Source organism: Nostocoides japonicum T1-X7, from assembly GCF_001046855.1.
GTDB classification, from domain to species: domain Bacteria; phylum Actinomycetota; class Actinomycetes; order Actinomycetales; family Dermatophilaceae; genus Nostocoides; species Nostocoides japonicum.
The window spans coordinates 2142897-2155394 of the sequence record NZ_HF570958.1; the positions used below are offsets into that span (position 1 = coordinate 2142897).

The following is a 12498-nucleotide window of genomic DNA, read 5'->3' on the forward strand; positions in this document are numbered from 1 at the left end:
GGGTCAGGCGGGGTTGTTGGCGACGCCGACGTCGACGGGGTCGCGGCGGGCGCCGGTGATCGCGGCGTAGGAGGCGCCGGCGATGGCCGCGCCGATGAGCGGGGCGAGGATGAACAGCCACACCTGGCCCAGGGCCGCGCCCCCGGCGAACCAGGCGACCCCCAGGGAACGGGCCGGGTTGACCGAGGTGTTGGTCACCGGGATGGAGACCAGGTGGATGATCGTCAGGGTGAACCCGATGGCGATCGGGGCGAAGCTCTTGGGGCCGCGGTCGTCGGTGGAGCCGAGGATGACGTACAGGAACACCGCCGTCATCACGACCTCGCAGACCAGGCAGGCCGCCAGGCCGTACCCGTTGGGCGACCGGTCGCCGTACCCGTTGGTCGCGAACCCGGACGCCGAGGCGGAGAAGCCGTCCTTGCCGGAGGCGATGACGAACAGCACCAGCCCGGCGACCGAGGCCGCCACCACCTGGATCACCCAGTACGGCACGACGTCCTTCCAGGCGAACCGGCCGGACACGGCCAGCCCGAAGGTGACCGCCGGGTTGAAGTGGCCACCGGAGACATGCCCGAAGGCGAACACCCCGGTCAACACCGTCAGACCGAACGCGAAGGCGACCCCTAGGAACCCGATCCCCAGCTGCACCTTGTCCGTGGAGTCGATGACCTTCGCCGCCAACACCGCACTGCCACACCCGCCCAGGACCAGCCAGAAGGTCCCGAGGAACTCCGCACCCAACCGGGCACTGAGAGGAGGGTCGATCGCGATGTCGTCCATGCGTCCGAAGGTAGGCCCAGGCCGGCGGTCCGTGCAGCATCACCCGGTGCCATGGCCCGGTCCTTGCGGATTCCGTGCGGATATGTGCGGTAGTGCCCGATCTCTCACGGGAGGGCGCATTTGCCGGCACGTTACGCCCCCTGCGTGAGACAACCCTGGGTGGGGCCGGGAGGGGGAGAGCCCCGGGTGGGGCCAGGCGTCACGCAGCCGTCCGTGGGGCCGGGCGGGACTCGGTCCTGGCCGGACCCCGGTCCGCTCGGCCAGCTTCTCGCTCTGGTCGCGGCCGGATCGGTCCCCTCCCCCGTCTGCGTCGTCTCCGGCGAGCACGGCTCCGGGCGGACCTCCATCCTCGGTCGGCTCTCCGAGGAGACGAGCCTGCCCACCCTGTGGATCGACGGGAGCACCTACGCTCGCCCGGGTCCCTTGGAGAGCGTCATCGACCTCGCGCACTCCCGGGCTCTGCCGCTCACCACCTCGGCGTACGAGGAGGTCGACACGATTCTCGCCGGCCACGACAGTGCTGATCCGCGCCGCGTCGCCCGTGACCTGTGGCTCGTCGCCCAGGCCCATGCCGACCCTGGAGCACTCCGACTGTGCGTCGTCGACGACTTCGACCTCCTCGACCCGGCTTCGCAGGAGGTCGTGGCATACCTGCTGCGCCGGGTGAGTCGGCTGCACACCGCTGCCGTCGTCGCCGTTCTGGACCCCTCGGTCGATGGGGCCCTCCACGGGTTGCCCGTCGTCGAGCTGCGGCCTCTCGACGTCGGGCGGACCCGGGACCTCATCGAAAGCCTGGGGAGGGAGCCGGTTCCCTACCGGGTCGCCGAGCGACTCTGGCGCGCGACCGGGGGCAACCCCCTCGCCATCCTGTCCGCCGCCCAGGCACTGGACCGGGGGCAGCGCACCGGTGTCTCCCTCCTGCCCCACCCCCTCCCGCTCAGCGCGACGTGCGGGCAACGCCTGATCGCCGGTCTGGACCTCGACCGCAGCGAGCTCCGGCTGCTCTCCGCGCTGGCGGTCGAGGAGCTGGTCACCGTCGACGGGGCGCAGCGGCTGCTGGGCGGCGCCTCCGTGGACGGCGCCGTGGAGCGGGGACTCGTGACGAGGACGCGCGGACGCATCGAGGCGGTCCGGCCTGCCATCGCCCTGGCGGCCTGGGCGCTCGGCTCGGAGCTCGACCATCGGTCGGTGCATCGCACCCTCGCCGGGTGCCGCGAGGAGGAGGACCCGCGGCTCCACGAGGCGCTCGGGGGTGAGGACATCTCGCCGGCCGAGGTCGCCGGGGTAGCCACTGCGGCGTATGCGGCCGGGAGGCACACGCATGCCGCGCTCGGCCTCGCGCTGCTCGGCCACACCCTGCCCGCGGGAAGCCTCGCCCTCGCGGCCCAGCTCTTCGCGGACGGCTACATCGACTCGGTGCGCGCGATCGTCACGGCGAGCTCGGGCCAACCGGGCTGCCTCGCCGACGAGGAGGTGGCCTGGCTCCAGACCCAGGTCGCCCTCCTGTCCGGAGTCGTCAGTGATCCCCTCCCCGGCCACCTTCCGACACCCCCGCGACACGGACAGGAGCTTCGGGAGTGGGCGATGGCCGTCATCGGAGTCGCCCGGGTGTTGTGCCACCGCGGCGAGCCCGACAGAGCGGCCCGCACCCTGGACGACGCGACCGAGGCCTTCGCGCAGGCATCCGAGGACCTCCAAGCGCTCGCGGCGGTCGTTCGGGCCGAGATCGCGCTGAAGAAGCGGGAGTCCTGGGCCTGCGCCGGCCTCTCGGAGGCGGTCCGCTCCTGGCTCGAGGTGAAGCCTCCCGGCCACGACATCACCGCGTCCATCGTCGTGTTGATGCTCCTGTCCGTCGGTGACCCGAAGACGGCGATGGCCGTCGTGGACGCGTCACAGCCGCACTCCCACGACGGCGGACTGGCGCAGGTGGGCAGCCTCGCCAGCCTCGTCCACGTCGAGATGGCGCTGTGCCACTACCGGTCGGCGGAGGGTCTGCTCCTCCGGCTGGACCGGATCATGCCCTACAGCCGGCTCGGCACCGCCCACCTCTGGGCACCGCAGGCACAGGTCAACGCGGTCCTCGGAAGGTCCGCGGAGCGCGAGCGGATGGAGTGGCGACTCGGTGGCGAGAACATCGTCCGGCTGCCCCGCCCCGCCCGCGGCGACGTCGCCTCGGCCCTCGGCCTGCGGGCGCTCGTCGACGGCGAGTTCGAGAATGCGACCGTCCTGCTGCGTCAGGCACTCGATGGGACCGGGTCGCTCTACGACCCCAGGACCGCTCTCGTGGCGGACCTGCTGGAGGCGGCCCGCGCCGCCGGGAGTTCGACCGAGCAGGCGTGGGCCCTGCTCGCGACCCACGCCTCGTGGCTGCCCGATCGGGAGGGCGAGCGGTTCCCCGGCCTCATGGCGCGCTGCCGGGCCCTGGTGGCCGAGCCCGAGGACGTCGACGAGGCGTTCGCCACCGCGGCCGACCTCGCCGCGGACGGCTATCCCGCGGATCTCGCGAGGACCCAGCTCGCGCACGCCCGGTGCCTGCGGGGTATGGGCCGTTTCGACGAGGCGGAGCCGCTCCTCGGACGGGCCTCGCTGATCTTCCAGCAGGAGGGGCTGTCGGGCTGGACCTCCCATGTCGAGATGCTCCGGACGCGGCCGGTCGAGGGTCTCCGCGCGCTGCTCAACCCCACCGAACGCCGCATCGTCCGGATGGCCCTGGAGCGGCACACGAATGCCGAGATCGCCCAGTCGCTCTCCATGTCCAAACGGTCCGTGGAGCTGCGCCTGACCCGCATCTTCCGCACGCTCGGCATCGCCCGCAAGTCCCAGCTCGTCGACCTCGACCTCGACCTCGACCTCGACCTCGACCTCGAATGATCGGCCCGCCACGGTCGTCGAGCCGGCGGTCGGTCAACGTCGGGCCACCATCGCGCGCCGGCCCAACACGGCGTCGACCGCCACGTATGCGGCTGCGAGGACGACGGCGACCACGGCGACGAGGAGCACGTTGCGCAGCGCCACCCCGTATCCGAGGCTCGTCACGTCGAGGAACGGGTAGGGATACCAGCCGCTCGCCGCCCCGTGGACCAGCGTGTAGCCGGCCCAGACCACCGGCCAGGCGAGCGACCACACGAGCACGTGGGCACCGAACCGCGGCCACGGACCGAAGAGGAGGAACCCCATGACGGCGAGTACCGGTGTCGCGATGTGGAAGCCGACGTCGGTCGCGGCGGCGACGCCGTGGAGGTCGAGGAGTGGGCGTAGCGCGACGAGATAGACGACGAAGGTCACGGTGATGCCGACGAGACCCGCGAGCCGGACCGGCCGGAACACCGCGCCGTCGCGTCCGGGCTCCCGCGCGAGGAGCGCGGTCGCCACGATGACCAGGACGTTGCTCTCCACGGTGAAGTAGCTGAAGAAGCGCAGGACCCGGGTCGGAGCACCGACGAGCGGCCGCCCGGTCGTGTCGTCGACGAGGACGTCGGTGCCGTGCACCACGAGGACCAGCTGCACGAGGAGGGACACGAGGCTGACGAGCGCCGTGCCGAGGTGCCACGCGCTCGCCACCCGACTCCTCGACATGGCGTCACCGTAGCGGCGTCGCTCCGACGGACTGTGGACGTGCGCCGGTGGGGTCCCGAGAGCGGACCCGCGCGTGTCGGTGCGCGACCTCACCCCCCGCCCGCGTCGCCGGACCCGTCCGGGCGCCGGGCTCAGGCGTCGCGGTGGGCGAGCTCGGGAGCGAAGGCGGGCAGGCAGACGGCGACGTACTCGGCGCCACCCGGCCCCGCGGCATACCGGACCCGCTCGCCCGCTCTCGTGACGACGGCCTGGCCGGCCTGGACGTCGAGGGCGCCGCCGTCGTGCTCGACGACGAGGGACCCGCGGAGCACGAGGGTGTACTCGTCGAAGTCGGGCGTCTGCGCCGGCTCGCTCCAGCCGGCCGGCGCCGTCATGTGGGCGATGGAGACCGCCTCCTCGGCGGTGTTGACGCGGCCGACGTGCTCGTCGATGACCTTGCCGCCGGGCACCGGGATCGTCGTGGGGGTGGGGATGAACAAGGGAGCCATGGATACACCTCAGCCGACGCGGTCGATGACGAGTGGGAGCAGTCCGGGGCGGGAGCCCTCGGGCGCGATCGTGAAGGAACCCTCGAGCGCCTCGAGGGCCCGGTCGAACCGCTCGGGAGTGTCGGTGTGCAGGGTGAGCAGCCGCTCCCCGCCCCGCACCGTCGCGCCGGGCTTGGCGTGCAGCTCGACGCCGGCGCCGGCCTGGACAGGATCCTCCTTGCGGGCCCGCCCGGCTCCGAGCCGCCACACCGCGACCCCCACGGCATACGCGTCGAGCCGGGTGAGGACCCCGTCCGCAGGAGCGAGGACGTCGTGGGTATGCCGTGCCGTCGGCAGAGGTGCGTCCGGGTCGCCTCCCTGCGCGGTCACCATGCGCCGCCACACGTCCATGGCCCGCCCGTCCGCGAGCGCCGGGGCGGGGTCGATGCCGGATCGGCCTGCGGCAGCGAGCATCTCGGCGGCGAGGGCGACGGTCAGCTCGACGACGTCAGGCGGGCCGCCGCCGGCGAGGACCTCGAGGGACTCGCGCACCTCCAGCGCGTTGCCGGCGGTGAGGCCGAGCGGCGTCTCCATGTTCGTCAGGAGCGCGACCGTCGTGACGCCCGCGTCGGTGCCGAGGTCGACCATCGTGCGGGCCAGCTCCGACGCGCTCTCCTGCGTCTTCATGAAGGCGCCGCTGCCGACCTTCACGTCGAGGACGAGCGCGCCGGTGCCCTCGGCGATCTTCTTGCTCATGATCGAGCTCGCGATGAGCGGGATCGCCTCGACGGTCCCCGTGACGTCGCGGAGGGCATAGAGCTTCCGGTCCGCGGGAGCGAGACCGGAACCGGCGGCGCAGACGACGGCGCCGACGTCCTCGAGCTGGGCGAGCATCTCCTGCGTCGAGAGGTCGGCCCGCCAGCCGGGGATCGACTCGAGCTTGTCGAGGGTGCCGCCGGTGTGCCCGAGCCCGCGGCCCGACAGCTGGGGCACGGCGACCCCGAAGACGGCGACGAGCGGTGCGAGGGGCAGCGTGATCTTGTCGCCGACCCCGCCCGTCGAGTGCTTGTCCGCCGTCGGACGGGACAGCGAGGAGAAGTCCATCCGCTCGCCGCTCGCGATCATCGCGGCCGTCCAGCGGGAGATCTCCTCCCTGCTCATGCCGTTGAGCAGGATCGCCATGGCGAGGGCGCTCATCTGCTCGTCGGCGACGACGCCTCGCGTGTACGCGTCGACGACCCAGTCGATCTGGGCGTCCGACAGGGGTCCCCGGTCGCGCTTGGCCATGATGACGTCGACGGCGTCGAAGGGTTCGCTCACGCCCTCATCATGCCCTCCGGCTCCGCGGCCGGTGGCGACTCAGGTCGTCGGGTCCGAAGGCCTGCGGCAGCACCTGCTCCATGGTCCGGACGCCCTCGGGTGTCATGAGGAGACACTCCGGGCCCCCGTGCTCCCAGAGCAGCTGCCGGCACCGGCCGCACGGCATGAGCACGCCGCCGTCGCCCCCGACGCAGGAGACGGCGACGAGGCGGCCGCCTCCGGTCGCGACGAGCTGGCTGACCATCCCGCATTCGGCGCACAGGGTCACGCCGTAGGCGGCGTTCTCGACGTTGCAGCCGACGACGACGCGACCGTCGCCGACGAGCCCGGCGACACCGACGGGGAAGTCGGAGTAGGGGGCATAGGCCCGGTGCATGACCTCCACGGCCGCCTCCCGAAGCGCGTCCCAGTCGACCGGCGGGACCGCCTCCGTGACGGCCGAGGCGTCGGCCGGCGAGGTCGACTCCGTGCCCGCCGCACCGGACGGCTCGGCCGCTCCGCGCGACGTCACGGCTTGACGCGCTGGGCGACGACGGCTGCCGCGAGGAAGCGGGCGCCGTGCCCGATGGCGTCCTCGTCGACGACGAGATCGCCCTGGTGGAGGTCGAAGGTGTGGCCACCGGGGGTCCGAGTGCCGAGCCGGGCCATCGCGCCCGGTGTGACGGCGAGGTACCACGCGAAGTCCTCACCCCCGAGCGACTGGGTCGTCGGGACGACCCCGAGCCCGACGCCCTCGGCCGCGGCGCGGAGGGCGGCGACGGCATCGGACTGGTTGACGACCGGAGGGACACCCTTGACGCGGTCCACCCGGGCGGTGACGGCATACGGGGCGACGACCTGCTGGACGAGCTCGTCGAGGAGGGGGCCGACGGCCTGCCACGCCTCGGCGTCGAGCATCCGCAGCGTGCCCTTGCAGACGCCGCTGCTCGGGATGACGTTCGGGGCCTTGCCGGCCTCGATGACACCCCACACGAGGGCCGCGCCGGCCCGCGGGTCGAGCCGCCGGGAAAGGGCTGCGGGCACCTCGGTGACGACCTTCGCGAGGGCGAACGTGAGGTCCTCGGTGAGGTGGGGGCGCGACGTGTGGCCGCCGTGGCCGCGCAGCTCGACGGTCACGCTGTCGCAGGCGGCCGTGATGGCCCCTTCGCGCAGCGCGACACGGCCCACGTCGACGCTCGGGTCGCAGTGGACGGCGTAGACGACGTCGACGTCGGCCATCCCGTTGTTCGCGAGCACCTCGTGGGCGCCGCCGGGGATGGTCTCCTCGGCCGGCTGGAAGATGAGCCGCACCCCGATGCCGCGCTCGCGGAGCTCCTCCTCGTGGCGGTGCAGGGCGAGCCCGGCCCCGAGGACGGCGACGGTGTGGACGTCGTGGCCGCAGGCGTGACAGACGCCCGGAGTCACCGAGGACCACGGCAGGCCGGTGCGCTCCCGGACGGGGAGGGCGTCGAGGTCCGCCCGGATGGCGACCCGGTAGGAGGCCTGCTCGGCCCCGAGGTCGGCGACGAGGCCGCTCGCCGGCAGTCGGCGGTAGGCGATCCCGGCGGCGTCGAGGTGGGAGGCGACGGTGTCCGTCGTCCGCTTCTCCTGCCAGGACAGCTCGGGGTTGGCGTGCAGGTCCCGTCGAAGGGCGACCAGCTCGGGGGTCAGGGTGTCGACGGCGGTCGCAAGGTCCGCGACGAGGGCGGCGAGGCCGGGGTCGTCGCCGGGTGCTGGGGAGAGATCAGAGGTCATGACGACCGCCGAGTCTACGCGGGAGCTCCGGCGATCTCGTCACCGATCGTCCTGCCGGACCCCGACCCGCGACCCGACCGGCCCCCGACGGACGCGGGTCGAGGCGTCCACTCGACGGGAAGGTCGATCTCAGGAGCGGTCGGTGTCGTAGGCGGCGAGGATGCGGTCCGCAGCGGCGGGTGCGGTCATCTCGCCCGACCGGAGGCCGTCACGGACCTCCGCCGCGGCCTCGGCGACGGCCCGCGACGCGCGAAGCCGGTGCTCCAGCTCGTCGTGGACGAGGTTCCACATGAGGTCCAGCTGCTGGGCCGTCCGCTTGTCGGCGAGCCCACGGTCGCCGAGGAAGGCGCGGTGGCGCAGGACCCGCGACCACACGGTGTCGACGTCGGTCCCCTCGAGGGCCGAGCAGGTGAGGACCGGGGGCACCCACGTGTGGGTCCCGGCATACACGATCCGCAGCGCGCCGGCGAGCTCCTTCGCCGCGGCCCTCGCCTCGGTGACCCGGTCGCCGTCCGCCTTGTTGACCGCCACGACGTCGGCGATCTCGAGGATGCCCTTCTTGATGCCCTGGAGCTGGTCGCCGGTGCGGGCGAGGGTGAGGAAGAGGAAGGTGTCGACCATCTGGGAGACGGTGACCTCGGACTGCCCCACCCCGACGGTCTCGACGAGGACGACGTCGTAGCCGGCGGCCTCGAGGACGAGGAGGGCCTGGGCCGTGGCCCGAGCGACGCCGCCGAGCGTCCCCGCGCTCGGGGAGGGCCGGATGTATGCCCTGGGGTCGGCGGCGAGCGCCGGCATCCGCGTCTTGTCGCCGAGGACCGACCCGCCGGTCCGGGCGCTCGACGGGTCGACGGCGAGGACGCCGACGCGCTGGCCCTTCGCCGTGAGGTGCGTGCCCAGCGCCTCGACGAAGGTGGACTTCCCGACCCCCGGCACGCCGGAGATCCCGACCCGGACGGCACCGCCGGTCTGCGGACCGAGGACCGCAAGGAGCTCCCTGGCCGCCGCGCGGTGGTCGGCGCGGCGCGACTCGACGAGGGTGATGGCGCGGGCCAGGGAGGCACGGTCCCCCGCGACGACCCGCTCGGCGAGCGCCGCGGGATCGACGGTCCGACGGGTCAATTGGCGACGCTCGACTCGCCGTGCAGCTGCCGGCTTAGGCGGGCCAGCAGGTCGAGCGCCGAGTCGGCGATGACCGTGCCGGGCGGGAAGACGGCCGCGGCCCCCATGTCGAGGAGGGGTTGGACGTCGCTCGGCGGGATGACGCCGCCGACGACGATCATGATGTCCTCCCGGCCGAGGGCGGCCAGGGCGTCGCGGAGCGCGGGGACGAGGGTGAGGTGTCCGGCCGCGAGCGAGCTCACCCCGACGATGTGGACGTCGGCGTCGACGGCCTGCTGGGCGACCTCCTCCGGCGTGGAGAAGAGCGGGCCCACGTCGACGTCGAACCCCATGTCGGCGAACGCCGTGACGATGACCTTCTGTCCACGGTCGTGCCCGTCCTGGCCCATCTTCGCGACGAGGATGCGCGGGCGGCGGCCCTCGGCCTCCTCGAACTGCTCGGTCGCCTCGACGACCTTCGCGACGGATCCGGCGTCGCCGGCCTCGGAGCGGTACACACCGGAGATGGTACGGATGACCGCCTTGTGCCGGCCGTACACCTTCTCCAGCGCGTCGCTGATCTCGCCGACCGTCGCCTTGGCTCGCGCGGCGTCGACGGCGAGGGCGAGGAGGTTCCCGTCGAGCGAGCCGTCCCGGGAGGCGCCGCGCTCGGCCGAGGCGGTGAGGGCGGCGAGGGCCCGCTCCACCTCGGCGGGGTCGCGCTCGGTCCGGAGGCGCTCCAGCTTGGCGACCTGCGCGGCATACACGGCCTTGTTGTCGACCTTGAGCACCTCGATGGGCTCCTCGTCGTCGACGCGGTAGGTGTTGACGCCGATGACGGCCTGCTGGCCGGAGTCGATCCGCGCCTGGGTGCGGGCGGCGGACTCCTCGACGCGCATCTTCGGGATGCCGGCCTCGATCGCCTTCGCCATGCCGCCGGCCTCCTCGACCTCGCGTATGTGGCTCCAGGCCCGGTCCGCGAGGTCGCGGGTGAGCCGCTCGACGTAGTACGAGCCGCCCCACGGGTCGATCGACCACGTCGTCCCCGACTCGTGCTGGAGGAGCAGCTGGGTGTTGCGGGCGATGCGCGCCGAGAAGTCGGTCGGGAGGGCGATGGCCTCGTCGAGTGCGTTGGTATGCAGGCTCTGGGTGTGGCCCTGGGTCGCGGCCATCGCCTCGATGCACGTGCGGCCGACGTTGTTGAAGACGTCCTGGGCGGTGAGCGACCAGCCGGACGTCTGCGAATGTGTGCGCAGCGACAGGGATTTCGGGTTCTTCGGGGAGAAGTCCGAGACGAGCCGGGACCACAGGAGCCGGGCGGCCCGCAGCTTGGCGACCTCCATGAAGAAGTTCATCCCGATGGCCCAGAAGAACGACAGCCGGGGCGCGAACGCGTCGATGTCGAGCCCGACGTCGAGCCCGGCGCGGATGTACTCGACGCCGTCGGCGAGGGTGTAGGCGAGCTCGAGGTCGTTCGTCGCCCCGGCCTCCTGGATGTGGTAGCCGGAGATGGAGATCGAGTTGAACCGAGGCATCCGGGCGGCGGTGAACGCGAAGATGTCGGAGATGATCCGCATCGACGGGGCCGGCGGGTAGATGTAGGTGTTGCGGACCATGAACTCCTTGAGGATGTCGTTCTGGATGGTCCCCGTGAGCTGCTCCGGCGCCACCCCCTGCTCCTCGGCGGCGACGATGTAGAGCGCGAGGATGGGCAGCACGGCGCCGTTCATCGTCATCGAGACGCTCATCCGGTCCAGGGGTATGCCGTCGAAGAGCGTCCTCGCGTCATAGATCGAGTCGATGGCGACGCCCGCCATGCCGACGTCGCCGACGACCCGCGGGTTGTCGCTGTCGTAGCCGCGGTGGGTCGCGAGGTCGAATGCGACGGACAGACCCTTCTGGCCGGCGCGCAGGTTGCGCCGGTAGAAGGCGTTGGACTCCTCGGCCGTCGAGAACCCCGCATACTGCCGGATCGTCCACGGCTGCGTCGTGTACATCGTCGGGTACGGGCCGCGGAGGAACGGCGCGATGCCCGGGTAGGTGCCGAGGTGGTCGAGGCCGTCGAGGTCGGCCGGGGTGTAGAGCGGCCTGACCTCGATGCCCTCGGGCGCCTGCCACGGCTGGGCGGTGCCGACGACCCGCTCGTGTGCCGTGGGGTCGGTCGTCGCCTCGGCGGGCACGCCGTCGGGGTCGCGGAGAGGGATGTCGGCGAACGACGCGGGGATGCTCATCGGTCCGCTCCTTCGGTCGGGTCTGCTGCTGCCGCAAGGGATCCGGCGGGGTCGTCGCCCAGCGCAGTGCGGGTGCGGTGGAGGAAGGCGAGGGCGTCATCGCCCGTGGCCGCGCTGTCGTCGGCCCACTCGACGGGTCGGCCGGCGACGAGAACCGTTGCCGCACCGGCGCTCCGGAGCGCCTCGGCAAGCTCGGCCCCCCACTCCGCGTAGGCCGCGTCCGGTCCGGCGAGGCAGACGACCCGCTCCCTGTCGTAGCCGGCGAGGACGTCGCCGACGCCGCTCGTCGGACCCGCCGTGACGGTGTCGACGCCGCCGGCGGCGAGGAGGTTGGCCATGAAGGTCGCCCGGGGGGTGTGCTGCGCGACCGTGCCCATCGTCGCGAGGAAGACCGGTGCGGCAGCCGGAGCGGACCGCAGCTCCTCGAAGGCGTGGGCGTACGACCGCACCCGCGGCGCCTCCTCCGGGAACGGCTCACGGGTCGGCAGGGTCTCGTGGAGGAGCGGGAACTCGCTCACGCCGGTCACCGCGAGACGGCGCCGGGCGACGAGGTCGTCGCGCCGGCCCGCGACGCCGGTCACGGCCTCCCCGACGACGTCCCAACCTCCTGCGAGGATCCCGCCGGCGGCCTCGATGCGCTGGAACAGCGCCCACGCGGCCGAGGCGAGGTCGGCGGTGAGCCGCTCGACGGCATACGAGCCTCCCGCCGGGTCGGTGACGACGGCGACGTGCGCCTCCTGGATGAGCAGGGAGGAGGTGTTGCGGGCGATCCGGCGGCTGAACGCGTCCGGCTGCCCGATGGCATGGTCGAACGGCAGGACGGTGACGGCCGTCGCCCCGCCGACGCCGGCGGCGAAGGCCGCGACGGTCCCGCGGAGCAGGTTCGTCCACGGGTCGAAACGTGTCGTCATCGGGGCGGACGTCACGGCGTGCTGCACCATCCCACCGTGCCCCGCCGGGACCCCGCAGACCTCGGCGACCCGGCTCCAGACGAGCCGCGCCGCCCGCAGCTTGGCGATCGTGGGGAACTGCTCGTCGGTCGCGGCGAGGCGGAACTCGACGAGCGACGCCGCGTCCTCGGCGGACAGTCCGTGGGTGACGAGCGAGCGGAGGTATGCCGTGCCGACGGCGAGCAGGTAGGCCACCTCGACGACGTCCGAGGCGCCGGAGTCGTGGACCGCCGTCCCGTCGACGACGAGCGCCCGGACCCCCTCGCCGGCCCGCGGCGCGAGGTCGGCGAGCGCGCCGACCATCCCGTCGACCGTGGTCGGCGCGGGATGCCCGCCCCG

Annotated in this window: 10 protein-coding genes; 1 reads left to right on the forward strand and 9 read right to left on the reverse strand. The window is 73.0% G+C overall.

Features of this window, described 5'->3' with window-relative positions; translation table 11 throughout:
* Window positions 1-3: 3 nt before the first annotated feature.
* Window positions 4-780 carry an aquaporin Z gene (gene aqpZ / locus BN12_RS09565; protein WP_048551991.1) on the reverse strand — a complete coding sequence of 259 codons (777 nt, stop codon included), beginning with the start codon at window positions 778-780 and terminating at the stop codon, window positions 4-6.
* Window positions 781-966: 186 nt separating this feature from the next.
* Between aqpZ and BN12_RS09570 the strand changes: the two genes are divergently transcribed.
* A complete protein-coding gene (locus tag BN12_RS09570) occupies window positions 967-3651 on the forward strand; it encodes a LuxR family transcriptional regulator (protein ID WP_048551993.1) in 2685 nt (894 codons plus the stop codon).
* A 33-nt stretch (window positions 3652-3684) separates the two neighbouring features.
* Here BN12_RS09570 and BN12_RS09575 read toward each other — a convergent pair whose 3' ends face one another.
* The 8 genes from BN12_RS09575 to BN12_RS09610 all read right to left on the reverse strand — a co-directional run.
* Window positions 3685-4356: a Pr6Pr family membrane protein gene (locus BN12_RS09575; protein ID WP_157635429.1), complete on the reverse strand. Its 672-nt coding sequence runs from the start codon at window positions 4354-4356 to the stop codon at window positions 3685-3687.
* Window positions 4357-4487: 131 nt separating this feature from the next.
* Entirely contained in the window at window positions 4488-4844 is a 357-nt protein-coding gene (locus BN12_RS09580; RefSeq protein WP_048551996.1) for a cupin domain-containing protein, read from the reverse strand.
* 9 nt (window positions 4845-4853) lie between these two features.
* On the reverse strand, window positions 4854-6143 hold the full coding sequence (locus tag BN12_RS09585) for a thymidine phosphorylase (protein WP_048551998.1): 1290 nt from the start codon (window positions 6141-6143) through the stop codon (window positions 4854-4856).
* Window positions 6144-6150: 7 nt separating this feature from the next.
* Window positions 6151-6654 carry a cytidine deaminase gene (locus BN12_RS09590; protein ID WP_083454536.1) on the reverse strand — a complete coding sequence of 168 codons (504 nt, stop codon included), beginning with the start codon at window positions 6652-6654 and terminating at the stop codon, window positions 6151-6153.
* Window positions 6651-7877: an amidohydrolase gene (locus tag BN12_RS09595; RefSeq protein ID WP_048552000.1), complete on the reverse strand. Its 1227-nt coding sequence runs from the start codon at window positions 7875-7877 to the stop codon at window positions 6651-6653. Before BN12_RS09595 ends, BN12_RS09590 begins: the two co-directional genes overlap by 4 nt.
* Window positions 7878-8006: 129 nt before the next feature.
* A complete protein-coding gene (meaB, locus tag BN12_RS09600; RefSeq protein ID WP_048552002.1) occupies window positions 8007-8999 on the reverse strand; it encodes a methylmalonyl Co-A mutase-associated GTPase MeaB in 993 nt (330 codons plus the stop codon).
* Window positions 8996-11209, reverse strand: a complete 2214-nt coding sequence (gene scpA / locus BN12_RS09605; RefSeq protein ID WP_048552004.1) for a methylmalonyl-CoA mutase — start codon at window positions 11207-11209, stop codon at window positions 8996-8998. Before scpA ends, meaB begins: the two co-directional genes overlap by 4 nt.
* On the reverse strand, window positions 11206-12498 hold a 1293-nt coding region (locus tag BN12_RS09610), incomplete at its 5' end, for a methylmalonyl-CoA mutase family protein (RefSeq protein ID WP_235432357.1). The genes BN12_RS09610 and scpA, both read right to left, overlap by 4 nt.

Coding starts and splice junctions, on each gene's coding strand:
- aqpZ (WP_048551991.1), bottom strand. CDS start 780: ATGGACGACATCGCGATCGACCCTCCTCTCAGTGCCCGGTTGGGTGCG.
- BN12_RS09575 (WP_157635429.1), bottom strand. CDS start 4,356: ATGTCGAGGAGTCGGGTGGCGAGCGCGTGGCACCTCGGCACGGCGCTC.
- BN12_RS09580 (WP_048551996.1), bottom strand. CDS start 4,844: ATGGCTCCCTTGTTCATCCCCACCCCCACGACGATCCCGGTGCCCGGC.
- BN12_RS09595 (WP_048552000.1), bottom strand. CDS start 7,877: ATGACCTCTGATCTCTCCCCAGCACCCGGCGACGACCCCGGCCTCGCC.
- scpA (WP_048552004.1), bottom strand. CDS start 11,209: ATGAGCATCCCCGCGTCGTTCGCCGACATCCCTCTCCGCGACCCCGAC.